Below are 22,755 nucleotides of genomic sequence, written 5' to 3' on the forward strand. Positions count from 1 at the left end.
TCAGGCGCCCGCGCCGGGCTGGGCGGCGTCGCCGAGGGCGAGGCGCCGGCAGCGCTGCTCGAGGTAGCCGACGACCTGGCCCATGACGGCGTAGGACTCGTTGGTGGTCTGGCGGTGCACGTAGCGGTACCAGATCTGCTGGGCGATCACGGCGAGCCGGAACAGCCCGAAGACCTCCAGCCACAGCGCCTGGCGCGCGTCGATCCTGCGCCCGGTGGCGGCGGCGTACCGCTCGACGAGCTCGGCGCGCGTCCACATGCCGGGGGCGTGCGTGGGCTGGCGGCGGAAGAGCTGGAAGAGCTCGTCGTCGTCGGCCTGCACCCAGTAGGCGAGCGTGGAGCTGAGGTCCATGAGCGGGTCGCCGACGGTGGCCATCTCCCAGTCGAGGACGGCCTTGACGTGCAGATCGTCGTCGAGGACGAGGTTGTCGAAGCGGAAGTCGTTGTGCACCACGACCTGGGCGACGTCGTCGGGCTGGTGGGCGCGCACCCACTCCAGGACGTCGGACCAGTCGCCGGTGTCGTCGGTGCGGGCGCCGTCGAGGCGGGCGATCCAGCCCGACACCTGACGCTCGACGTAGCCCCAGCCGCGCGAGAGCGCGGCGAGGTCGGGCACCGCGGTGACGTCGACGGAGTGCAGCGCGACGAGCACGTCGAGCGCCTCCTGGCACAGCGCGGAGGCCCGCTCGGGGGAGACGTCGCCGAGCTCGGCGGGCCACTCGGCGCGGAGGATGACGCCCGGCACCCGCTCCATCACGTAGAACTCCGAGCCGATGACCGACGCGTCGTCGCAGTGGCCGATCTGCGGGGCCACCGGCGGGAAGACCGGCGCGAGGGCGGCCTGGATGCGGTGCTCGCGTCCCATGTCGTGCGCGCCGGCGGCCTTCCGGCCGGCCGGGGGACGCCGCAGGATCAGGGCGCGCGTGCCCGCGGAGGTGTGCACCGTCAGCGCGTAGGTGAGGTTCGAGGCGCCGCCGCGGAACTGGCGCACCTCCTCGATGCGCACGCTCTGGTCGGCCAGCGCCGTCGCGAGCCACCCGGTGAGCGCCTCGACGTCGAAGGCGTCCTCGTCGCGGACCCGACCGGCGGGGTTGAGGTCGAGCGTCACGAGCGGGCCTCCAGCTTCGCGGCCTGGGCGCGCAGGAGCGCGTCGTAGGCGGGACGGTCGTCGCGCTTGAGGGCGACGGCGGCGCGGGCGGCGTCGTCGGGGACGATCAGCTCGTCCCCGCGGTCGAGGCCCTCGAGCACCGCCGCGGCGATCTCCTCCGCGCCGAGCGGCGCCTGCTCGACGAGGTGGGCCATGACGCCGCCGAGCGCGGTGTCGGCGCCGCGCAGCGAGCTCATCAGGTTGGTGCGGAAGTAGGACGGGCACACGGCGTGCGCGGTGACGCCGTAGGCCGCGAGCTCGTGCCCGGCGGTCTCGGTGAGCGCCACCATCGCGGCCTTCACCGCGTTGTAGGAGCCCATGCCCGCGGGGTGCACCAGCCCGGCCAGGGAGGCGACGTTGACGATGCGCCCGGAGCGCTGCTGCTTGAGCATCGGGACGAACGTGCGCAGGCCGCGGACGGCGCCGAGCAGGTTGACGTCGAGGATCCACTGCCACTCCTCGACCTCGGCGACGTCGAGCCGCCCGCCGCCGGCCACGCCGGCGTTGTTGACCAGCAGGTCGAGCCCGCCCCAGGCGTCCTCGACCCAGGCGCGAGCGACCTGCCAGTCGGCCTCGGAGGTGATGTCGAGGCGCAGCAGCCGGCCGTCGGGTCCGTGCGCCGGGCCGGCGTCGTAGGAGCGGTCGGTGCGCAGGACGTCGTCGCCGCGGCGGGTCAGGGCGTCGGCCAGCGCCGCGCCCAGGCCCGAGGCGGCGCCGGTGACCAGGACGCGGCTCATCGACGCGCCCCGTGCTTGCCCAGCTCGAGGCGGGCGACGACGCCACGGTGCACCTCGTCGGGGCCGTCGGCCAGCCGCAGGGCGCGGGCGGAGGTCCAGGCGCCGGCGAGCGGGAAGTCGTCGGAGAGCCCGCCGCCGCCATGCAGCTGGATGGCCATGTCGATGACGTCCTGCGCCATCCGGGGCACCGCGACCTTGATCTGCGCGACCTCGGAGAGGGCGTTGAGCGGGCCGCCGACGTCGAGCCTCCAGGCCGCGTTGAGCACCAGCAGGCGCGCTGCGTCGATGGCGATGCGGGCCTCCGCGATGCGCTCGCGGTTGCCGCCGAGGTTGACCAGCGGCTTGCCGAACGCGGTGCGCGCCAGGCCGCGGGTGCAGGCCAGCTCGAGCGCCCGCTCGGCCAGGCCGATCAGCCGCATGCAGTGGTGGACGCGGCCGGGGCCCAGACGCCCCTGGGCGATCGCGAACGCCTCGCCCGGTCCCGAGAGGATGTTCTCCACCGGCACCCGGACGTCGGTGAAGCTGACCTCGCCGTGACCCAGCGGCTCGTCGTAGAGGCCCATGACCGGCAGCAGCCGCTCGACCTTCACGCCCGGCGCGTCGCGGGGCACCAGCAGCATCGTGTGCCGGTGGTGGCGGTCGATCGCGTCGTCGGCGGCCAGCGCCTCCGGGGTGTCGCGCAGGCCCATGAACACGAAGACCGCGCAGTCGGGGTGGCCGACGCCGGTGCTCCACCACTTGCGGCCGTTGACGACGACCTCGTCGCCGTCGACCACGGCGGTGGCCTCCATCGTCGTGGCGTCGGAGGAGGCGACGCCCGGCTCGGTCATCCCGAAGGCCGAGCGGATGCGGCCCTCGAGCAGCGGCTCCAGCCAGCGGTCGCGCTGGGCCTGCGTGCCGTAGCGCAGCAGCACCTCCATGTTGCCGGTGTCGGGGGCGTTGCAGTTGAACACCAGCGGCGCGATCGCCGAGGCGCCCATCGCCTCGGCCAGCGGCGCGTAGTCGACGTTCGTCAGGCCCTCCCCGCCGTCGACGCCGAACCGCGCGGCGTACTCGCCGGCGTGCTCGGCGGGCAGGAAGAGGTTCCACAGTCCCTGCGCCCGGGCCTTGGCCTTGAGCTCCTCGAGCACCGGCTGCGGCTCCCACGCGCTCGGCACCCCCGGGTCCCCCGCCCGCTCACGTCGCCGCGCGAGCTCCGCGTGGTACGCCGGCTCGATCGGATCGACCTCCTCGGCGATGAAGGCCCGGACGCGGGCGGTGAGGTCGGCGGCGCGGGGTGACGGAGCGAAGTCCATGGTCGCGACCCTAGTCCGGGGTGGGGCGTCAGAAGTTCCCCGGTCAGCCGGGGAACTTCTGATTGGTCAGGGGAACTTCGGGCCCCTGACGCCCAACTTCCCCTGACCGATCTCCGGTCCGTCCACAGATCGACGACGCCGGCTTGCTCAGGACGACGACCGCGTGCTGCCCACCTCGAGCGGGGCGACGTCGACGGAGACCCGCAGCGTCGAGGTGGACGCCTCGGTGAAGATGACGCCCTTCACCGGCGGGACGTCGCCGTAGTCGCGGCCCCAGGCGACGGTGACGTAGCGCTCGCCGGCCACCTGGTCGTTGGTGGGGTCCAGCGCCAGCCAGCCCCCTGACGCCGGCAGCCAGACCGCCACCCAGGCGTGCGAGGCGTCGGCGCCGACGATGCGCTCGCGTCCGGGCGGCGGGTCGGTGGCGAGGTAGCCGCTGACGTAGCGGGCGGCGAGGCCGTGTGCGCGCAGGCAGGCCAGCGTCAGGTGGGCGAAGTCCTGGCAGACCCCGGCGCGCTTCTCGAGGGTGTCGGCGACCGTGGAGGTGACAGTGGTGGCGGTCTTGTCGTAGTCAAAGTCGCGGTGGATGCGGTGCATGAGGTCGACGACGGCCTCGCCGATCGGCCGTCCGCGCGTGAGCGACTGCGCGCCGTACGCCGCCGCGCCCACGGTGTGGTCGGCCTGCGGGGAGGGCAGCGCGAAGTCGGTGACCTCCCACGCGCCCGGCAGGCGCGGATGCGCCAGCGGACGGGCGCGCTCCCACGGCTGGGCGAGCGCGGCCTCGTCGTGGACGACGTCGTCGACCTCGACCTCGCTGACGGCGTCGATCACCAGCCGCCGGTGCGGCGAGGTCACCTGGAACCAGGTGGTGGTGTTGCCGTAGCAGTCGACGTCGTCGCGCCGGTCGCCCGGCTCGGGCTCCACGACGACCAGGCTCGAGCGCACCCGCTGCCAGGCCAGCGCGCGCGGGGTCAGGTAGGCGACGCCGTAGGAGTCGGTGACGTCGTCGTCGTAGCCGTAGGCGGTGCGGTGCGTGACGCGGTAGCGCCTCATCCGGCCTCCTCTTCGGCGGCCTCGGCGGCCTCGGCGGCCTCGGCGGCCGGCTCCGGGCCAGCCTCGACAGGAGCCTCCGGCGCCGCCGGGCCGGCGTCGGGGCCCTCCGGTCCGGAGGTGGGGACGAGGGTGGCCTGGGCGAGCAGCCGCGGCGGCGGGCCGGAGGCGAAGTGCACCTCGGCGATGGCATCGGAGACCCGCACGACCTGCTGGGTCATCCGCTCGAGGAACGCCTCGAGGTTCGGACGCCCGACGCCGCCGATCGCGACGAGGGTGGCGACGTCCTGGGCCTCCACCTCGGCGAGCAGGTCGGCGACGAGCCGCTCGGGCCGCGAGGACCCGGTGGAGCCGGGCAGCGCGACGAGGTGGTCGCGCACCTCGCGCAGCGAGAACGCCAGCGAGCGCGGGTTGTCGGCGTCGAGGACGAGCAGGTCGAAGACGCTGGCCGGGCGCACGTAGCCCCGGTAGCGACGCCGATGGGTGACGGCGCTCTCCGAGGCCTGCAGCACGCAGCCGAGCACGGTGCGGTCGACGTCGATGCCGCGTCGCTCGGTGACGCCGGCCCGCAGCAGGTGGCAGATCTGCAGGGCCCGCTCGAGGGAGCGTCCGGCGCCGATCATGTGCCACCCGGCGTCGCGCATCATGCTGGCGGTGACGCCCTGCAGCGACAGGATGCCGGTGAGCGCCCGCCCGGCGGACTCCGCGATCTGGTGGCTGTGGGGGTTGGCGCGCAGCGCGTCGGCGGCGCGGTCGGTGGCGCCGAAGACCCGCCAGATGTCGGGCGAGAGCTGGTCGCGGACGCCGGCGAGGGCGTCCCAGAGGCCGCCGAGGGCGTGGGCGAGGGTGCCGCTGCGCTCGCCGTCGAGGAGCAGGGAGCGGAACTCCTCGTCGACGTCGTCGTGGCGGCGTCCGGCCAGGCGCGCGGTGGCGCCGAGCAGCACCTCGAGGCTGACGGCTCCGGTGGTGCCGGGGCGGGTCTTGTAGTCCTCGGCGACGGCGTGGGTGGCCAGCACGAGCCGGATGAGGTCCTCGGCGCGCTCGCTGTAGCGGCCGAACCAGAACATGTCCTCGAGGATGCGCGGCACGGTGACCGACGCCGAGCGGGCGCTGGTGGTGGAGAGCACCTCGGCGAGGTTCTGGTCGGGCTCGCCGGCGCTCTTGAGCACCCAGACGTCCTTGGTGGTGCGTCCGCGCGGGTCGGCGAGGTCGTCGCCGTGCACGGTGGCCAGCCCGCCCACCAGCGGCCGGTAGGACGAGCCGTAGCGCAGCGTGAACGCGCGCAGCGTGAGGGGGCGCGGACGCACCCGGCCCTCGGCGTCCCAGGTGGGGGCCTGCGAGAGCGGCAGCCGCTCCTGGCCGACGTAGCGGTGCGGGGCGGCGAGCACCCGGGCGCGCACCTCGGCGCGACCCAGGCCGCGCAGGGCGTCGCCGGGTCCGTCGAGGGGCCGCACGAGCAGGTCGTCGACGCGGTCGAGCACGTGGTCGAGGGCGTCGGGCTCGCCGCACCACCAGGTGGCGATGCTCGGCAGCCGCAGCGGCTCCCCGAGGAGGTGCTCGCAGGCCGCGGGCAGGTAGGGCAGCAGCCCGGGCGACTCCAGGACGCCGGCGCCGAGTCCGTTGACCACGCGCACCCGTCCGCGGCGCACCGCCTCGACGAGGCCCACGACGCCGAGCTGGCTCTCGCCGTGCAGCTCGAGGGGATCGCTCCAGGCGGCGTCGACGCGGCGCAGGATCACGTCGACGCGCTCGAGCCGGCCGGGCACGCGCATGTAGACCCAGCCGTCGCGCACGACGAGGTCGCTGCCCTGCACGAGCGGGAAGCCCAGGATCGAGGCCATGAACGCCTGGTCGTAGGCGGTCTCGGAGTGCGTGCCGGGCGAGAGGACGACCACGCGGGGGTCGGCGAGGTCGCCGTTGGCGGCCTGCAGCAGCGCCGAGCGCATCGCCCAGAAGTACGGCTCCATGCGGTGCAGGCCGGCCTCGCGGTAGAGCTCGGGCATCACCCGGGAGACCACGCGTCGGTTCTCCATCGCGTAGCCCAGCCCCGACGGCGCCTGCGCGCGGTCGGCGAGCACCCGCCAGCGGCCCTCGGCGTCGCGGCCGAGGTCGGCGGCGGAGAAGACGAGCGGACGCTGGTCGACCGCGGAGTCGCGGGCCACGACGCGCAGGAACCCGGGGTGCCCGCGCACGACGGCGGCCGGCACGACGCCGTCGGCGAGCAGGCGCTGCTCGCCGTAGAGGTCGACGAGGATCGCGTTGAGCAGCTCGGCGCGCTGGGCCAGGCCCACCTCCAGCGGCGCCCAGGTGGCGGCGTCCACGACCAGCGGGACGGGGTCGAGGCGCCACGGCTCGGAGCGGCGTCCGGGCGGGGCGTAGGTGACGCCGTCGTCCTCGAGCAGCCGGACGATGTCGCCGCCGACCCGCGCGAGGTCGTCCGGGGTCAGCGCGACGGCCAGCTCGGCCAGGCCCTTCCACGGCGTGCGCAGCGCGCCGTCGGGGGCGACGACCTCGTCGTACCGGGCGGGCCCGCGGGCGTCGAGGGCCGGCTGCGCGAGCCCGGCGACGTAGTCGCGCAGCGCGGTCACGGGCGGCTCACAGGCGGGGCCCGTGGACGGGGACGCGGCGCAGGTCGAGGGTGCGGGGGTGCTCGGGGCTGGCGGCGCGGGCGGCGGCCTCGCGCATGGCCGCGACGTCGCGGCGTCCGCTGCGGTGGCCGTGGGCCTCGAAGCGGCTGTGGCGGCGGGCCTCGGCCTCGGCGGCGTTGACCGGCGCGGTGGCGTACGCGCGGCCGCCGGGGTGCACCACGTGGTAGGTCGCGCCCCCCAGGCTCAGCCCGTCGACGACGTCGACGACCTCGACGTGCAGGGGCGCGTGCACCGCGATCGAGGGGTGCAGGGCCGACCACGGCTGCCAGGCGCGGTAGCGCACGCCGGCGTAGTGCTCGCCGCTCGACGGGCCGGTCTCGGTCAGGGGCACCGGCACACCCTGACACGTGACGAGGTGCCGCTGCGGGTCGATCCCACGAACCTTCACCTGCAGCCGTTCGACCGAGGAGTCGACGTAGCGGGCGGTGCCCGCGCCGGTGGCCTCCTCGCCCAGGACGTTCCAGGGCTCGATGCCGGCCCGCAGCTCCAGCTCGACGCCGGCCGCCGGCACCGGGGCGATCCCCAGCCGCGGGAACCGGAACTCCAGGAACGGGTCGAGCCAGGCGTCCTCGACGGCGAACCCGGCCGCGCGCAGGTCGGCGAGCACGGCGAGGGCGTCGCGACGGGCGCCCTCGTGGAGCAGGGCGTCGTCGTGCAGCCGGCCGCCCCAGCGCACCAGCGGCGCGCGCTCGGGCCGCTCCCACAGGTGCGCGACGAGGGCGCGCACGAGCAGCGCCTGCACCAGCGCCATCTGCGGGTGCGGCGGCATCTCGAACCCGCGCAGCTCCAGCAGCCCGAGGCGTCCGCGCGAGGAGTCGGGGGAGTAGAGCTTGTCGACGCACAGCTCGGCGCGGTGGGTGTTGCCGGTGAGGTCGGTGAGCAGGTGCCGCAGCGCGCGGTCGATGAGCCAGGGCCGCGGCTCGAGGTCCTGAGCGGCGAGCCTGGCTGTGATCCGGTCGATCTCGCCGAGCGCGATCTCCATCTCGGCCACGGCCTCGGGACGGCCCTCGTCGAAGCGCGGCGCCTGGCTGGTGGGTCCGATGAACCGCCCGGAGAACAGGTAGGACAGGCTCGGGTGCTGCTGCCAGTACGCCACCAGGCCGGCCAGCAGCGACGGCCGGCGCAGCAGCGGGGAGTCGGCCGGGGTGTGGCCGCCGAGGGTGAGGTGGTTGCCGCCGCCGGTGCCGGTGTGGAGGCCGTCGAGGTCGAACTTCTCGGTGGTCAGGCGCGCGCGGCGGGCGTGCTCGTAGAGGTCGAGGGTGCTCTCGCGCAGCGCCGCCCACGACGCGCTGGGCTGCACGTTCACCTCGATGACGCCGGGGTCGGGCGTCACCGAGAGCACCGTCAGGCGCGGGTCGGGCGGCGGCTGGTAGCCCTCGAGCACCACCGGGACGCCGATGGTCGCGGCCGCGCGCTCGACGACGCCGACGAGCGCGAGGTAGTCCTCGAGCCGCTCCACCGGGGGCAGGAACACGTGGACGTGGCCGTCGCGGGCCTCGAGGGCCAGCGCCGTGGTGGCCGCGCCCTCGGGGTCGACGACGCGCACGGCGGGGGCGTCGGCGGGATCGGCGTCGAGCGGCGCCGGGTCGAGGTAGGACTCCTGGGCCGGCGCCTCGGGCGGCGTCCACGCCACGGCGTCCAGGGGCAGCCGCAGGCCGACCGCGCTGGTGCCGGGGGTGAGCACGAGACGGCCGCGGCGGAACCGCCAGGCCGGGGAGGTCCAGCCGTCCTCGCCGGTGGTGAGCGGCAGGACGTGTCCCGAGGCGGTGGTGACCTCGGCGTCGAGGTGCGCGACGCGGTCGGGGTCGAGGGCGGCGTCGTCCTGCGGCGTGGGCGGCTCTCCGACCGGACGCCGCACCTGCTCCACCAGCGCCGCGAGCGGGTCCTCGAAGGCCGGCAGCAGCTGGCCCTCGGGCAGGCCGAGGGCGTCGACGACGGCCCGTCCGAGGGCGAGCGCGTCGGCGTCGGTGCGCGGCTGCGCGGGCGTCGACCACGGGTCGGCCAGCAGCGCGGGGTCGTGCCAGATCGCGACGCCGTCGGCGCGCCACTGCAGGCTGATGCTCCAGCGCGGCAGCGGCTCGCCGGGGTACCACTTGCCCTGCCCGCGGTGCACGAGCCCGCCGACGGCGTGGGCGGCGCGCAGCCGCTCGGCGAGGTCGCCGGCCAGGGCGCGCTTGTGGGCGCCGTCGGCGTCGGTGGCCCACTGAGCCTCCTCGCCCTGGCCCTCGGGGACGTCGTCGAGGGCCACGAACGTCGGCTCCTCGCCCATCGTCAGCCGGACGTCGCCGGCCTCCAGGCGCGCGTCGACGGCCTCGCCGACGGCGTCGATGCGGGCCCACTGCTCGGCGGTGTAGGGCAGCGTGACGCGCGGGTCCTCATGCACCCGGCGCACCTCGTTGCTGAACTCGAAGGACACCTCGACGGGGTCGGTGGCGCCCTCGATGGGCGCGGCGCCGCGCGGGTGCGGGGTGGCGGAGAGCGGCAGGTGGCCCTCGCCGGCGAACAGCGACGACGTCGGGTCCAGGCCCACCCAGCCGGCCCCGGGGACGAACACCTCGCACCAGGCGTGGAGGTCGGTGAAGTCCTCGGTGGGGCCGCTGGGTCCGTCGAGGCTCTCCTGGTCGGCGGCCAGCTGCACGAGGTAGCCGGAGACGAACCGGGCGGCCAGACCGAGGCGTCGCATCATCGCGACGAGCAGCCACGCGGAGTCGCGGCACGAGCCGATCGCCAGCCGCAGCGTCTCGTCGGGGGTCTGGACGCCGGCCTCCATGCGCACCGAGTAGGCCACCGCCGCGTGGACGGCGGCGTTGAGGTCGGCCAGCAGCTGCACCGTCGCGACGCCGTCCTCGGGCAGCGGCGGGAGGGCGTCGAGGAGGCCCTGGACGGCGTCGGCGTCCTCGACGGGCCGCAGGTAGGGCGCGAGGTCGGCGGCGAGGTCGGCGTCGTAGGCGAAGGGGTAGCGCTCGGCGCTCTCCTCCACGAAGAAGTCGAAGGGGTTGATCACCCGCAGGTCGGCCACCAGCCCGACGGTGATCTCGAGGTGGTCGGTGGGCTCGGGGAACACCAGCCGCGCCACCCAGTTGCCGAACGGGTCCTGCTGCCAGTTGAGGAAGTGGTTCGCCGGCTCCACCTGCAGCGTGTACGCCTCGATGGGGGTGCGGCAGTGCGGCGCCGGACGCAGCCGCACCACGTGGGGGCCCACGCCCACCGGCCGGGCGAACCGGTAGGCGGTGCGGTGCTCGAGCGCGACCTTGATCGACATGGGGCACAGCCTGCCTTCGACGTGTTGCGGGGAGGTGAAGCGGGCGGGTCGGGCCCGCAGGCCCATGTAACGCGGGGTTCGCCCCTGCTGGTCACCCCTCACGAGGGGTGCCTGGATGGGGCGAACCCCGCGTCACCTGCTCGATCGGCCGGCGCGGGTCCGGCTCAGACGAACCGGGACGCCACCTCGAGGAGGCGGTCGCCGCCCTCGGACTCGCCGATCGAGACGCGGGCGCCGTCGGTGCCGTAGGGGCGCACGACGATGCCGGCCTCCTCGCAGGCGGCGGCGAAGGCGGCGGTGCGCTCGCCGAGGCCGAACCACAGGAAGTTGCCCTGGGCGTCGGGGAGGTCCCAGCCCTGGGCGCGCAGGGCCGCGCCGAGGCGGTCGCGCTCGCCGATGAGCTCGTCGACGCGGGCCATCAGCTCGCCGTGGGCGTCGAGGGAGGCCAGCGCGGCCTCCTGGGCGACGGTCGAGACGCCGAAGGGCAGCGAGACCGCCCGCAGCGGGGCGGCCACCTCGGGGGCGGCCACGGCGTACCCGACGCGGAAGGCCGCCAGGCCGTAGGCCTTGGAGAACGTGCGGAACAGCACGACGTTCGGGTGCGCACGGTGGGTGGCCAGGCCGTCGACGGCGTCGGGCATGCGCACGAACTCCAGGTACGCCTCGTCGACGACTACCACGACGTGCGGGGGCACGGCGGCGAGGAAGGCGTCGAGCTCGGCCTGGGTGACCGCCGGTCCGGTGGGGTTGTTCGGGGTGCAGACCAGCACGACCTTGGTGCGCTCGGTGACGGCGGCGGCCATCGCGTCGAGGTCGTGGTGGGAGTCGGCGCGCAGCGGCACCGGCACCGACACCGCGCCGGTGGAGGCGATGGCGATCGGGTAGGCCTCGAAGCTGCGCCAGGCGTGGACGACCTCGTCGCCGGGGTCGCAGAAGGCCTGCAGGAGGTGGTAGATCAACGCGACCGAGCCAGTGCCGGCCGCAAGGTGCTCGGCCGGCACGCCGAGGCGCTCGGCGAGGCCGGCGTAGAGGCGCGCGTTGCCCATGTCGGGGTAGCGGTTGGCGAGGTCGACCGCGCGGTGGGCGGCCTCGACGACGCCGGGCAGCGGCGGGAAGGGATTCTCGTTCGAGGAGAGCTTGTACGTCGTCAGGCCGGGCCGCGGGGTGGGCGGCCGACCGGGCACGTACGCTGGGATCTGCGCCAGCGCGGCTCGTGGCCGGGGCGCTGCGGGGACGTCGGTCATGCGCCCAGCCTCTCAGGCCTCGGCTCGGGCCGGATCTCAGGCGCGGTCGCGGCGGCGTCGCAGCGCCCGGGCGGTGCCGCGCTGCGCGGCCACGGTGACGACGACCGCGGCGCCGGCGGCCACCCCGAAGAACGCCCCGGTGACGTTGTCGACGACGTCGGTGACGTCGCAGGCGCGGTCGAGGCGGGCCAGCTCCAGCTGGGTGATCTCGATGCCGGCCGAGTAGGCCGCCAGGCCGATCAGGCCGACCGGCGCTGCGATCCAGCCGACCACCCGCCAGCCCCGGCGTCCGGCCTCCCGGGCCCGCTCGGCCAGGGCGCCGCCGAGGAGCGCGACCAGCACGCCGGAGGGCACGAACAGCGCGGTGTTGAGCGCCCGCTGGCCGCTGGAGAAGATCCAGAACCCGTCGGGCGCGGGGCCGCCGATGTCCCACGAGCAGCCGGGCAGCCGGGTCTCGGCGGAGACGATGCCGGGCGCGCCGTTGGCGGGGATGAGGGTGACCAGGCCGATCACGACGACGCTCCACGTCAGCAGTCCCGCGAGCGTCGCGAGAGGTGCGCCGAGGCGACCGCGCAGCAGCAGCGTCAGGAGTGCGCACAGCAGCCCGGAGCCGGCGGCTCCGAGCAGCATGACGCCGACGCCGCCCACCGGGAACACGTCGAGCACGCTAGCCAAGCGGTGGGTGCGGACGCACACCGGCGCGATCCGCCCACCCGGGGAGGGTGAGGTGGATCGCGCCGGCACCGGCCAGGGAGGACCGGTCGCGGGGGGCTCAGGCCGGCAGGACGACCTCGCCGCCGGCGACGCGCGGCAGGTCGCGGCCGAGGGTGACGTCGAGCGGGTTGGTGAGGCAGCGGATCGAGCCGCCGCCCAGGTGGAGCTCGGAGACGTCGACGAGCACGACCTCGAAGCCCCACTCCTCGAGCTGGGCGCGGACGCGGTCGGGGCAGGCCGGCATGACGACGGCGTCGGGACGTCCCTCGCGGGGCACGACGACGGAGTTGGCGCAGAAGGTGGTGAGCGCCTCCTCCTCGGTGAGCACGAGGGGCTCGGGGACCAGCGCCAGCAGCGCGGCCGCGGAGGCGTCGTCGAGGGCGGCGGGGCAGACCATCGCGCGGCGCTCGTCGAGCGGGCAGAAGGCGAGGTCGAGGTGGTACATGCCGGGGTGGGTGATGCGCAGGCCGCGCACCCGGACGCCGAGGTCCGCGGCGAGGTGCTTCAGCGCCGCCTCCTCGGTGCGGGGGCCGTAGCCGACGACGAGCGCGTCGCCGAAGGCGAAGGCGTCCCCGGCCTCGAGGTGGGGGCCGACGCCGTCGCGGCCGACCTCGCCGAGGGTCCAGCCGCGCTCGCCGAACCAGGCGCGGGCGGTGGCGGTCTCCATGCGGCGCTCGGCGTAGCGCATGTGGGAGAGCACGAGGCGGTCGCCGACCTCGGGGTCGTGGACGGCCAGGCCGAGGTTCATCGCGTAGACCATGTCGGGCGCGTCGGGGCGCTGCTCGAGCACCTCGACGGCGGCGCCGAGGCCGCGCAGGGTCTCGACGAGGTCGTGCCACTGGGCGAGGGTGCGCGCGGGGTCGGGCTGGTGGGAGGGGTCCATGAAGGGGTTGATGACGTACTCGACGCGGAAGTGCGTCGGCTCGACCGCGGCGTAGTGCCGGCCCCAGCCCAGGCTGGTCGGCTGCGGCTGCTCGGTGCGCTCGATCGTCGTCGCCGTGGTCATGACGTCCCCCTCGAAGGTGCGGATCCGGCGCTGATTGCCAGATTGTCCGACAATCCTACACGGCTAGGATGGTGCAGGTGACCCCGGCGGACCCCTCGACCCTCAGCCCGACCTTCGCCTCGCTCAGCGTCGACCTCTCCACCACCGTCGACCGCGTCGCCGAGGAGCTGCGCCGGGCCGTCTTCGAGGGCGAGCTGGAGTCCGGCACCCCGCTGCGCGAGGTCGCGCTGGCCGCCAGCCTCGGCGTCTCCCGCTCCACCGTCCGCGAGGCCCTCGGGCTGCTCGTCGGCGAGGGCCTGGCCATGCGCGAGCCCAACCGCGGCGTGTCGGTGGCCAGCCCCGACGCCCCCGCCGTCGTCGACCTGTGCCGCTCGCGGCTGGTGTTGGAGTCGGCCGGCGTGCGCGCCTGGAGCACCGCCGACGCCGCCGCCCGGCAGCACGTCCGCGACCGTCTCGCCGCCTACACCGACTCCGTGCGCGAGGGCCTCGGCTACCAGGCGCTCAACGAGCGCCACCTCGCCTTCCACGTCTCCCTCGTCGAGCTCACCGGCTCCCCGCGCCTGGTGGCGATGCAGGAGAGCCTGGTCCGCGAGCTGCGCCTGGCGCTGGCGCAGGTCGAGCGGATCCGCCGCAACGCCCACGACGAGGCCGACACCCACGCCGAGCTCCTCGCCCTCCTCGAGGCCGACCGCCTCCCCGAGGCCCTCGCCTTCCTCGACGCCCACCTGGCCGGTGCCGAGGCCGCGATCCTCGCGGCGCTCGCGCTGCGGGGGTAGCCGCGTTCGTGCCAAGTCCCCCAGGAGCAGGGCCCGGACCTCACCCCGGACGTCGTCCTGAGCGGACTCTCAGCCGCGTCCGGCAGGATCGGGCCATGACCCGCCTCGTGTCCCGCTTCGTCCCGACCGTCATCGCGCTCGCGGTGGCGGCCTGGCTGGTGAGCGGCATCCGCTTCAGCGGCCCGACCTCCGGCCAGGCCGAGCTCGAGCACAAGATCGTCCCGCTGCTGGTCGTCGCCGCGATCCTCACCGTCGTCACCTCGTTCGTGAAGCCGGTGCTGACGCTGCTCTCGATCCCCTTCATCATCGTGACGCTCGGCCTGTTCCTGCTGGTGATCAACGCCGCGATGCTGCTGCTCACCTCCGCGCTGGCCGACGCGCTCGACATCGGGTTCTTCGTGGACTCCTTCGGCGCCGCGCTCATCGGCGCGCTGCTGATCACGATCGTCACCTGGATCGTCGACGGCTTCGTGGGCGAGGACGACTGAGCGTGACGCCTCCCCGCCCGGCGCCGATCCCGCCGCCCCGCGCCGCCGGCCGCTACCGCATCGCGCTGGTGTGCCTGGGCAACATCTGCCGCAGCCCGATGGCCGACGTCGTGCTCACGCACCTCGTGGACGACGCCGGCCTGGCGGGGTGGGTGGAGGTGCGCAGCGCGGGCACGGGCGGCTGGCACGAGGGCGAGCCGATGGACCGACGGGCGGCGGCCACCCTCCTGGCCGCCGACCACGACCCCAGCGCGCACCGCGCGCAGCAGGTGCAGGCGTCGTGGCTGTCCGAGTGCGACCTCGTGCTGGCCATGGACGCCGACAACCTCGCCGCCCTGCATGACCTCGCCGGCAGCCACGGGCTCGAGGCCGACCCGCAGCGCCTGCGGCCCTACCGCGACTTCGACCCGGTCGGGGGAGGCGACGTCCCCGATCCCTACTACGGTGGGGACGACGGCTTTCAGGAGGTGCTGGCGATGGTGGAGCGGACGTCCGCGTCCCTCGTCGCCGCCCTGGAGCGTCTCGGGACGGCCGAGCAGGAGCACGGCCTGCCGTGACCCGTCAGCCGCTGGTGGCCCGCCGCGTCGAGGAGCTCCTCGGCGTGGCCGTGGCGGCCACGGCGCCGGTGGCCGGCGGCGACGTCGCCACGACCACCCGCCTGCGGCTGGCCGACGGCACCCTCGCCGTCATCAAGACCCGCGCGCACACGCCGCCGGGCTTCTTCGAGGCCGAGGCGGCCGGGCTGCGCTGGCTGGCGGAGGTCGAGGACGGCGTCGAGGTGGCGCCGCTGCTGGCCGCGGCGTCGGACTGCGTGATCCTGCGCTGGATCGAGCCGGGACGCCCCCACGCCGACGCCGCCGCTGACTTCGGGGCGCGCCTGGCCCGCACCCACGACGCCGGCGCCCCGGCCCACGGCAGCGCCCCCTTCGGCGAGGAGCGTGACGGCTTCATCGCCACCCTCCCGCTGCCCCATCGCCCCGCCGACACCTGGGCGGAGTTCTACGCGACCCGGCGGGTGCTGCCCTACCTGCGGCTCGCCCACGACCGCGGCGCCGTCGACGACGACGGCGTCCGCGCGATCGAGGCGATGCTGCGCCGCCTGCACGCCCTGGTGCCCGACGAGCCGCCGTCGCGCCTGCACGGCGACCTGTGGAACGGCAACGTCCTGTGGAGCCAGGACCATCGCGGCCTCCTCATCGACCCCGCCGCGCACGGCGGCCACCGCGAGACCGACCTCGCCATGCTCGCGCTCTTCGGCCTGCCCCACCTCGCCCGCGCCCTGGCGGCCTACGAGGAGGTGCACCCGCTCGCGCCCGGCCTGGAGGAGCGGCTCGGCGTCCACCAGGTCTTCCCGCTGCTCGTGCACGCGGTGCTCTTCGGCGGCGGGTACGGCGCCCGGGCCGCCGAGGCCGCCGGCCGCTACGCCTGAGACCGGACGCCGCTCTCAGCGCGCGCTCAGTCCCTCCTGGCAGCATGGGGCCCGTGAACGCACAGTCCAAGCCCCGCGTGCTGGTCGTCGACGACGACCGGGCCGTGCGCGAGTCCCTGCGTCGCTCGCTGGAGTTCAACGGCTACGAGGTCGTGCTCGCCGGCGACGGCGCGGAGGCGCTGGCCACCATCGGCGCGGGCCCGCACCACCCCGACGTCGTCGTCATGGACGTGATGATGCCGCGCCTGGACGGCATCGAGACCACCAAGGCGCTGCGCAAGGCCGGCCACGAGGTGCCGATCCTCGTCCTCACCGCGCGCGACGCCGTCGGCGACCGCGTCGAGGGCCTCGACGCCGGCGCCGACGACTACCTCACCAAGCCGTTCGCGCTGCAGGAGCTGCTGGCGCGGCTGCGGGCGCTGCTGCGCCGCGCGACCCCGTCGGAGGAGGACCCCACCGAGGTCCTCGCCTTCGCCGACCTCTCGATGGACCTCGCCACCCGCGAGGTCCGCCGTGGCGAGCGGCTCATCGAGCTCACCCGCACCGAGTTCACGCTGCTGGAGATGTTCCTGCGCCGCCCGCGCCGCGTGCTGGAGCGGGCCTTCATCCTCGAGGAGGTCTGGGGCTACGACTTCCCGACCACCGCGAACTCCCTCGAGGTCTACGTCGGCTACCTGCGCCGCAAGACCGAGGCCGAGGGCGAGGCGCGTCTGCTGCACACCGTCCGCGGCGTCGGCTACGTGCTGAAGGAGACGTGAGGGACGAGCGGCCCGACCGCTTCCACTACCGCCGCTCGCTGGCGAGTCGGGTCACGCTGCTGACCACGATCGCCGTGGGCCTGGCGGTGAGCCTGGTGGCGGCGGGCGCGTACCTCACCGCGCGCGTCCAGCTCTACAACAGCCTCGACGACTCCCTCGTCGACCGCGCGAAGGCGGCGGCGTCGGCCGACTACCTGCAGGAGCTCACGGTCTCGCGCCAGCTGCCCTCCTGGGCGCTCGGCGCGGCCGACGTGAAGGTCGTGTTCATCGCCATCAGCGGCGACCGCGTGCTCGCCTACAGCATCGGCGACGAGGGCGACCCGCGGCTGCAGCTGGGCCTGCCGGAGTACGAGATCGCGCAGCGGCACTCCGGCACCAGCGTCCGCACGATCACCTCCGAGGGCACCCGCTACCGCGTGGTCGCCGTCCCGGCCTCCGACGACGGGCAGGCGCTGGTGATCGCCCAGTCCCTCACGCCCACCGAGCGGGTGCTGGCCAAGCTCGGCATCGTCTCGCTGCTCTTCGGCCTCGCCGGCGTCATCGCCGCGGGCGTGGCCGGCTGGGGCGTCGCCCGCAACGGCCTGCGCCCGGTGCGTCGGCTCACCGCGAAGGCCGAGGAGATCGCCCGCACCGAGGAGCTCGACCCGATCCCGGTCGAGGGCGACGACGAGATCGCCCGGCTCTCCGCGGCGTTCAACCAGATGCTCCGCTCGCTGGCCGCCTCGCGCGACCGGCAGCGGCGCCTCGTCGCCGACGCCGGCCACGAGCTGCGCACCCCGCTCACCTCGCTGCGCACCAATCTCGACCTCCTCGACCAGGCCCGGGCCGCCGGCAGCGGCCTGCCCGAGCAGGCCCGCGCCGAGCTGCTCGACGACGTCCGCGCGCAGGTCGAGGAGCTCAGCACCCTCGTCGGCGACCTCGTCGAGCTGGCGCGCGACGAGCCGATGGCCCAGGTGATCGAGTCCGTCGAGCTCACCGAGGTGCTCGACGCCGCCGTCGCCCGGGTGCGGCGCCGAACCCCGCCGGGCGTCGCGGTCGAGGTGCGCTCCGAGCCGTGGGTCACCGTCGGCGATCCCGGCGCGATCGAGCGTGCCTACACCAACGTCCTCGACAACGCGGTGAAGTGGAGCCCCTCGCAGGCCACCGTCCGCGTCGAGCTGATGCGCGGCGTCCTCACCGTCGACGACGAGGGCCCGGGCATCGCCGAGGAGGACCGCCCGCACGTCTTCGAGCGGTTCTGGCGCTCGGAGGAGTCGCGCTCGATGCCCGGCTCGGGCCTCGGGCTCTCCATCGTCGCGCAGGTGGCGGCCCGGCACTCCGGGTCCGTGCGCGCCGACCGGTCGCCGCAGGGCGGCGCCCGGCTGGTGATCGCCCTGCCGGGCGATCCGGCGGCTCGCTAGCCTCGCCCGGTGGCCCCCGCGACGATCGACCCCATCCCGCTCGCCTTCTTCCGGCGCGACGGCGAGGTCTTCCACCCCCTCGACCTCGCCCGCAGCAGCTGGAGCGCCGAGCAGGCGCACGGCGTCGCGGTCAGCGGGCTGCTGGCCCGGGCGGCCGAGCAGGCGGTCGTCGACCTCGGGCGCCGCGACGAGCTGCGTCCGGCCCGCTGGAGCGTCGACCTCTTCCGGCCGGTGCGCATCGCGCCGTGCACGGTGCGCGCCGAGGTCGTGCGCTCGGGCTCGCGGCTCGTGCTCGTCGACGCCGTCCTCGAGCAGGACGGCGAGCCGATGGCCCGCGCGTCGGCCACGTTCCTGCGGCCCTCGGAGAACGCGCCGGGGGAGATCTGGGCTCCCGACGTCGAGCGGCCCACGCCCCCGCCCGCCGAGCTCGCGCCGCCCACCGACCTGCCGCACGTGCCGTTCTTCCGCAGCGACGCCGGCTGGACCCAGCGCTTCCGCGAGCACCAGTCCTCGGCCCAGCACAGCCAGTGGACCACCGCGCCGGGCGTCGTCGCCGACGAGCCGCGCACCGGCTTCCAGTCCGTGGCCGCGGCCGCCGACGGCGCCAACCTGGTCACCAACTGGGGCGCCGCCGGGGTGCAGCACATCAACGCCGACCTGACGCTGACCCTCGTCCGCGAGCCCGCCGGCGCCTCGCTCGGACTCACCGTCGTCGACCGCCTCGAGACCGACGGCATCGTCGTCGGCACGGTCGCGGTCTACGACCGGGAGGGCCCGCTGGGCACCGTCGTGGTCACCGCGCTGGCCAACACGCGTCGGGCCATCGACTTCTCCGCCGTGCGCTTCGGCGACGACGGCAGCCGTGGTCGCACCGAGCCGGGCGCCTGAGCGGTCCCGGCACCAGCGAGCGCTGGAAGCGCTAGAAGCGCTCGGAGAGCACCGAGGCCGCCGCCACCCACGCCGGCACCGAGCCGAGCGCGGCCAGCAGCGCCGTCGAGCGGGCCACTCGGCCGGTGAGGGCCCAGCCCAGGCAGCCGCCGCCGAGGGCGCCGAGGGCGGCCGCGACGCCGAAGGGCGCGAGGTCCGAGCGCAGCCGCTCGAGCAGCACGGCGTCGACGCCGCGCCCTGAGCCGACGACCACGATCAGGGTCGCCCACGCGACCCCGACCAGCACGAGCAGGACCAGGCTCGCGGTGCGCAGCCACGCCGGCGCGCTGGCGGGCAGGGGAGGGAGCGCCGTCCCGGCGAGAGCTCCGGGACGGCGGGCGGTTCGCTGGACGCTCCGCACGCTCACGTCAGGCTCAACGAGGCGACGCCGTGCGGGTCACGGCGCGCTCGGGCCGGGTCCCGGGATCCGAGACGGCCGCTCTCGAGAGGGCCGTCGACCCGCTCCCGGGCCGCTACTGGGCCATCAGGTTCGGATCGCGCCACGACCGCTCGAACGGCAGCCGCCACGCGTGCGGCGCGATGAGCTGGTGGATCGCGTTCGGGCCCCACGAGCCGGGCTGGTAGCTGCGCACCGGCGAGGGGTGCTCGAGCAGCGGCATCGACTTCTCCCACAGCGCCTCGATGCCGGCGGCGGTGACGAAGAGCGTGTGGTCGCCGCGCATGGCGTCGTGGATGAGCCGCTCGTAGGCCTCGAGCACCTGGCCGGCGTCGGCGGTGTCGTGAGTGGCGAACTGCATGGAGAGCTTGTCCAGGCGCATGCCGGGGCCGGGGCGCTTGCCGTAGAACGACAGCGACATCTTCGACTGGTCGGCGAGGTCGAAGGTGAGGTGGTCGGGCCCCTGGGTGCCGACGTTCGACCCCTTGGGGAACATCGTGAGCGGCGGCTCCTTGAAGGCGATCGAGATGATCCGAGCGCCCTCGGCGAGCTTCTTGCCGGTGCGCAGGAAGAACGGGACGCCGGCCCAGCGCCAGTTGTCGATCTCGACCTTGAGCGCCACGAAGGTCTCGGTGTCGGAGTGGTCGGCGACGCTCTCCTTGCCGCGGTAGCCGGCGTACTGGCCGCGCACGACGTTGGCCGGCTCGATGGGCCGCATCGAGCGGAACACCTTGAGCTTCTCGTCGCTGATCGGCCCGGGGGCCAGCGACGTCGGCGGCTCCATCGCCATGAACGCCAGCACCTGCATGAGGTGAGTGACGACCATGTCGCGGTAGGCGCCGGTGGTCTCGTAGAACGCCGTGCGGCCCTCGAGCCCGAGGGTCTCGGGGACGTCGATCTGCACGTGGTCGATGAAGTTGCGGTTCCAGATGGGCTCGAAGAGGCCGTTGGCGAACCGGAACGCCAGGATGTTCTGCGCCGCCTCCTTGCCCAGGAAGTGGTCGATGCGGAAGACCTGGCTCTCGTCGAAGACCTCGTGCACGGCGGCGTTGAGCGCGATCGCGGAGGCGAGGTCGGTGCCGAACGGCTTCTCCATGATGATCCGGCTGCGCTCGACCAGGCCGGCCTCGTCGAGCTGGCGGACGACGTCGAGCGCGGCGAACGGCGGGACGCTCAGGTAGTGCAGGCGGCGCTTGTCGGCGAGCTCGCCGGGCAGCTCGGCCTCGACGCGGCGCACCTCGTCGGCGAGCGCCACCGGCCCGGCGGCGTGCGGGACGTAGGAGAGCATCGCGCCGAACTCGCGCCAGCGCTCGTCGTCGCCCTCGCCGAGACCGTGGCCGAACTCCTCGCAGGCCGCGCGGGCGAGCCGCTCGAAGTGCGCGGAGTCGACGTCCTCCATCGAGGTGCCGACGATGCGGGCATCGCGCAGCAGGCCGGCCTCGTGGAGCCGGAACAGGCCGGGCAGCAGCTTGCGCCGGGCGAGGTCGCCGGTGGCGCCGAAGAGCACGACGACGTGGGGCTTCTCCTCCATGGGGGTCAACCTAGACCCGCGGTGTTTCGCCGTGGTGTCACCCGGGAGGACGGGCGTCGACGACAGGTCCGTTCCCGAAGACCCGCAGCAGCCGCTCGGCCTTCAGCCGGGCCTCGGCGTGCTCGTCCTCGACGTCGGAGAGCACCGTGACGCCGCCGCCGGTGCCGAGCCGGTAGCGCCCGTCGCCGCGGGTGGTGAGGCTGCGGATGACGACGCCGAGGTCGGCGCGGCCGTCAGCGCCGATCCAGCCGAACGCCCCCGAGTACGCGCCGCGCGGCGTGGCCTCGACGGCGTCGATGATCGCCATCGTGCGCAGCTTCGGAGCGCCGGTCATGGAGCCCGCGGGGAAGAGCGCGCGCAGCGCGGCGACGGTGCCGACCTCCTCGCGCAGCCGACCGCGGACGGTGCTGACGAGCTGGTGCACCGAGGCGTAGGACTCCACCGCCATCAGCTCGGGCACCTCGACGCTGCCGACCTCGCAGACGCCCGCGAGGTCGTGACGCAGGAGGTCGACGATCATCAGGTTCTCGGCGCGGAAGCGCGGGTCGGCGGCCAGCCGCTCGACGGCGGCGGCGTCCTCGGCGGGGGTGGCCCCGCGCGGCAGGGTGCCCTTGATCGGCTTGGTCTCCACGACGCGACCGTCCGGGCCCGGGGTGACGAGCGCGTAGCGCTCCGGCGAGCTCGAGAGCAGCCAGCCCTCGGCGCCGTCCACGCGGTGCTGCAGGAACCCCGCGTAGGGGGCGGGGTTGAGGGCGCGCAGCCGCAGGTAGGCCTGCGTCGGGTCGAGGTCGGCGGACACCTCGAGGCGCTCGGTGAGGTTGACCTCGTAGGAGTCTCCCGCGTGCAGGTGCTCCTGGACGACGGCGAAAGCGTCGCGATAGGCGCCGGGCGCGCTGCCCGGTGCGGCGGGGCCGGGAGCGGCCGGGTGGCCCGCCGCGGCGGGATGGTCGACGACGCGCAGGTGCGAGGGCCGCAGCCACACGGCGTCCGGGACGTCGCCGTGCTCGGCGCCGCCTCCCGGACGCGCCGGCAGGTCCGGGCGGGCGGCGTACCCGAGCCAGCCGAACCACTGCGCGTCGGCGGAGCCGGCGTCGAGCTCGGCCTGCAGCACGACGAACGGATCGTCCCCGACCACCTCGCGACGCCCGCCGCGGTGGCGCACGACCTCGCGCCGGGCGGCGTCGTAGGTGAGGGAGACGTCGTCGTCGTCGAGCCAGCCGAGGATCGAGCGGCGCCCGGACCATGCCCGCGAGCCGCCGCCGTCGAGCCACACGCAGCGGTCGTGGCGGGCGGCGACGTCGGTGAACAGATCGGCGAGCCCGGCGGGGTCGATGCGGATCATCCGGCGCCTCCCGCCGCGGGCATGCGCAGGAACCGCTCGACGAGCAGCGCCCCGTGCTGGCTGAGGATCGACTCGGGATGGAACTGCACGCCGACGATCGGCTTGGTGCGGTGGGCGACCGCCATCGTCAGGCCGGTCTCCACGTCGACGGCGGTGCGCCGCAGCGTCGTCGGCAGCTCGACGGCGGCCAGCGAGTGGTAGCGCACGGCGTCGAAGTCCTGCGGGACGTCCGCGAACAGACCCTCGCCGTCGTGGTGCACCCGGGCCAGGACGCCGTGGCCCGGGGCCACCCGCTCGACGCGGCCGCCGAGCGTCGTCACGATCCCCTGGAGGCCCAGGCAGACGCCCAGCACGGGGCGCGAGCCGTCCTCGACCACCGCGCGCCCGACCGCGAAGTCGGCCGGCGTCGCGGGGTGGCCCGGGCCGGGGGAGAGCACCACGCGGTCGAAGGCCAGCACCTCGGCGGGCGTCACCTCGTCGTGCTGCACCAGCGCGGGCACGGCGCCGGCCACCGACGCGACGAGGTGCACGAGGCTGTGGGTGTAGGAGTCGTGGTGGTCGACGACGACCACCCGTCCCCCGAGCCCGCCGTCGGGCACGGCCGG

At 75.0% G+C, this 22,755-nt stretch carries 20 protein-coding genes; 7 read left to right on the plus strand and 13 right to left on the minus strand.

What is annotated here, in order from left to right:
* The 9 genes from ACZDWJ_RS13785 to ACZDWJ_RS13825 all read right to left on the minus strand — a co-directional run bounded on the left by ACZDWJ_RS13785 (window position 1) and on the right by ACZDWJ_RS13825 (window position 13,102).
* Window positions 1–1,107, minus strand: a complete 1,107-nt coding sequence (locus ACZDWJ_RS13785) for a phosphotransferase family protein (RefSeq protein ID WP_463521606.1) — start codon at window positions 1,105–1,107, stop codon at window positions 1–3.
* Complete coding sequence (locus ACZDWJ_RS13790; protein WP_463521608.1) at window positions 1,104–1,883, minus strand: SDR family NAD(P)-dependent oxidoreductase; 780 nt, start codon at window positions 1,881–1,883, stop codon at window positions 1,104–1,106. The genes ACZDWJ_RS13785 and ACZDWJ_RS13790 overlap by 4 nt, the downstream gene beginning before the upstream one ends.
* Window positions 1,880–3,178 carry an acyl-CoA dehydrogenase family protein gene (locus ACZDWJ_RS13795; RefSeq protein ID WP_463521610.1) on the minus strand — a complete coding sequence of 433 codons (1,299 nt, stop codon included), beginning with the start codon at window positions 3,176–3,178 and terminating at the stop codon, window positions 1,880–1,882. The genes ACZDWJ_RS13790 and ACZDWJ_RS13795 overlap by 4 nt, the downstream gene beginning before the upstream one ends.
* A gap of 147 nt (window positions 3,179–3,325) precedes the next feature.
* Entirely contained in the window at window positions 3,326–4,231 is a 906-nt protein-coding gene (locus ACZDWJ_RS13800) for a transglutaminase family protein (protein ID WP_463521612.1), read from the minus strand.
* Window positions 4,228–6,816, minus strand: a complete 2,589-nt coding sequence (locus ACZDWJ_RS13805; protein ID WP_463521614.1) for a circularly permuted type 2 ATP-grasp protein — start codon at window positions 6,814–6,816, stop codon at window positions 4,228–4,230. Before ACZDWJ_RS13805 ends, ACZDWJ_RS13800 begins: the two co-directional genes overlap by 4 nt.
* 7 nt (window positions 6,817–6,823) lie before the next feature.
* Window positions 6,824–10,138 carry a transglutaminase family protein gene (locus ACZDWJ_RS13810; RefSeq protein ID WP_463521616.1) on the minus strand — a complete coding sequence of 1,105 codons (3,315 nt, stop codon included), beginning with the start codon at window positions 10,136–10,138 and terminating at the stop codon, window positions 6,824–6,826.
* 164 nt (window positions 10,139–10,302) lie between these two features.
* Window positions 10,303–11,382 (minus strand): histidinol-phosphate transaminase, encoded by a 1,080-nt coding sequence (gene hisC / locus ACZDWJ_RS13815; RefSeq protein WP_463521618.1) that lies wholly within the window; start codon window positions 11,380–11,382, stop codon window positions 10,303–10,305.
* Window positions 11,383–11,418: 36 nt separating this feature from the next.
* Window positions 11,419–12,039: a VanZ family protein gene (locus tag ACZDWJ_RS13820; protein ID WP_463521620.1), complete on the minus strand. Its 621-nt coding sequence runs from the start codon at window positions 12,037–12,039 to the stop codon at window positions 11,419–11,421.
* Window positions 12,040–12,154: 115 nt separating this feature from the next.
* Window positions 12,155–13,102 (minus strand): dimethylarginine dimethylaminohydrolase family protein, encoded by a 948-nt coding sequence (locus tag ACZDWJ_RS13825; protein WP_463521622.1) that lies wholly within the window; start codon window positions 13,100–13,102, stop codon window positions 12,155–12,157.
* Window positions 13,103–13,179: 77 nt separating this feature from the next.
* Between ACZDWJ_RS13825 and ACZDWJ_RS13830 the strand changes: the two genes are divergently transcribed.
* From ACZDWJ_RS13830 to ACZDWJ_RS13860, 7 genes are all read left to right on the plus strand, one after another.
* Entirely contained in the window at window positions 13,180–13,878 is a 699-nt protein-coding gene (locus ACZDWJ_RS13830; protein ID WP_463521624.1) for a GntR family transcriptional regulator, read from the plus strand.
* Window positions 13,879–13,973: 95 nt separating this feature from the next.
* Window positions 13,974–14,366, plus strand: a complete 393-nt coding sequence (locus tag ACZDWJ_RS13835) for a phage holin family protein (protein WP_463521626.1) — start codon at window positions 13,974–13,976, stop codon at window positions 14,364–14,366.
* A 2-nt stretch (window positions 14,367–14,368) separates the two neighbouring features.
* On the plus strand, window positions 14,369–14,923 hold the full coding sequence (locus tag ACZDWJ_RS13840) for a low molecular weight protein-tyrosine-phosphatase (RefSeq protein WP_463521628.1): 555 nt from the start codon (window positions 14,369–14,371) through the stop codon (window positions 14,921–14,923).
* Window positions 14,920–15,795 (plus strand): fructosamine kinase family protein, encoded by an 876-nt coding sequence (locus tag ACZDWJ_RS13845; protein WP_463521630.1) that lies wholly within the window; start codon window positions 14,920–14,922, stop codon window positions 15,793–15,795. The genes ACZDWJ_RS13840 and ACZDWJ_RS13845 overlap by 4 nt, the downstream gene beginning before the upstream one ends.
* A 53-nt stretch (window positions 15,796–15,848) precedes the next feature.
* Window positions 15,849–16,553 (plus strand): response regulator transcription factor, encoded by a 705-nt coding sequence (locus tag ACZDWJ_RS13850; protein ID WP_463521632.1) that lies wholly within the window; start codon window positions 15,849–15,851, stop codon window positions 16,551–16,553.
* A complete protein-coding gene (locus ACZDWJ_RS13855; protein ID WP_463521634.1) occupies window positions 16,550–17,953 on the plus strand; it encodes a sensor histidine kinase in 1,404 nt (467 codons plus the stop codon). The genes ACZDWJ_RS13850 and ACZDWJ_RS13855 overlap by 4 nt, the downstream gene beginning before the upstream one ends.
* Window positions 17,954–17,962: 9 nt before the next feature.
* Window positions 17,963–18,841: a thioesterase family protein gene (locus ACZDWJ_RS13860; protein ID WP_463521636.1), complete on the plus strand. Its 879-nt coding sequence runs from the start codon at window positions 17,963–17,965 to the stop codon at window positions 18,839–18,841.
* Window positions 18,842–18,872: 31 nt separating this feature from the next.
* Here the strand turns inward: ACZDWJ_RS13860 and ACZDWJ_RS13865 are convergent, their stop codons facing one another.
* The 4 genes from ACZDWJ_RS13865 to ACZDWJ_RS13880 form a co-directional block, all read right to left on the minus strand.
* Complete coding sequence (locus ACZDWJ_RS13865) at window positions 18,873–19,247, minus strand: hypothetical protein (RefSeq protein ID WP_463521638.1); 375 nt, start codon at window positions 19,245–19,247, stop codon at window positions 18,873–18,875.
* A 106-nt stretch (window positions 19,248–19,353) separates the two neighbouring features.
* On the minus strand, window positions 19,354–20,808 hold the full coding sequence (zwf, locus tag ACZDWJ_RS13870; RefSeq protein WP_463521640.1) for a glucose-6-phosphate dehydrogenase: 1,455 nt from the start codon (window positions 20,806–20,808) through the stop codon (window positions 19,354–19,356).
* A gap of 37 nt (window positions 20,809–20,845) precedes the next feature.
* On the minus strand, window positions 20,846–22,150 hold the full coding sequence (locus tag ACZDWJ_RS13875; RefSeq protein WP_463521642.1) for an anthranilate synthase component I family protein: 1,305 nt from the start codon (window positions 22,148–22,150) through the stop codon (window positions 20,846–20,848).
* Window positions 22,147–22,749, minus strand: coding sequence for an anthranilate synthase component II (locus tag ACZDWJ_RS13880; RefSeq protein WP_463521644.1), 603 nt, complete (start codon window positions 22,747–22,749; stop codon window positions 22,147–22,149). The genes ACZDWJ_RS13875 and ACZDWJ_RS13880 overlap by 4 nt, the downstream gene beginning before the upstream one ends.
* Window positions 22,750–22,755 lie beyond the last annotated feature (6 nt).

This window comes from Nocardioides sp. B129/18 (assembly GCF_055282735.1).

Excerpts from the sequence above, each read along its gene's own strand:
- ACZDWJ_RS13790 (WP_463521608.1), bottom strand. The coding sequence starts at position 1,883 with ATGAGCCGCGTCCTGGTCACCGGCGCCGCCTCGGGCCTGGGCGCGGCG.
- ACZDWJ_RS13795 (WP_463521610.1), bottom strand. The coding sequence starts at position 3,178 with ATGGACTTCGCTCCGTCACCCCGCGCCGCCGACCTCACCGCCCGCGTC.
- ACZDWJ_RS13800 (WP_463521612.1), bottom strand. The coding sequence starts at position 4,231 with ATGAGGCGCTACCGCGTCACGCACCGCACCGCCTACGGCTACGACGAC.
- ACZDWJ_RS13810 (WP_463521616.1), bottom strand. The coding sequence starts at position 10,138 with ATGTCGATCAAGGTCGCGCTCGAGCACCGCACCGCCTACCGGTTCGCC.
- hisC (WP_463521618.1), bottom strand. The coding sequence starts at position 11,382 with ATGACCGACGTCCCCGCAGCGCCCCGGCCACGAGCCGCGCTGGCGCAG.
- ACZDWJ_RS13825 (WP_463521622.1), bottom strand. The coding sequence starts at position 13,102 with ATGACCACGGCGACGACGATCGAGCGCACCGAGCAGCCGCAGCCGACC.
- ACZDWJ_RS13835 (WP_463521626.1), top strand. The coding sequence starts at position 13,974 with ATGACCCGCCTCGTGTCCCGCTTCGTCCCGACCGTCATCGCGCTCGCG.
- zwf (WP_463521640.1), bottom strand. The coding sequence starts at position 20,808 with ATGGAGGAGAAGCCCCACGTCGTCGTGCTCTTCGGCGCCACCGGCGAC.
- ACZDWJ_RS13875 (WP_463521642.1), bottom strand. The coding sequence starts at position 22,150 with ATGATCCGCATCGACCCCGCCGGGCTCGCCGATCTGTTCACCGACGTC.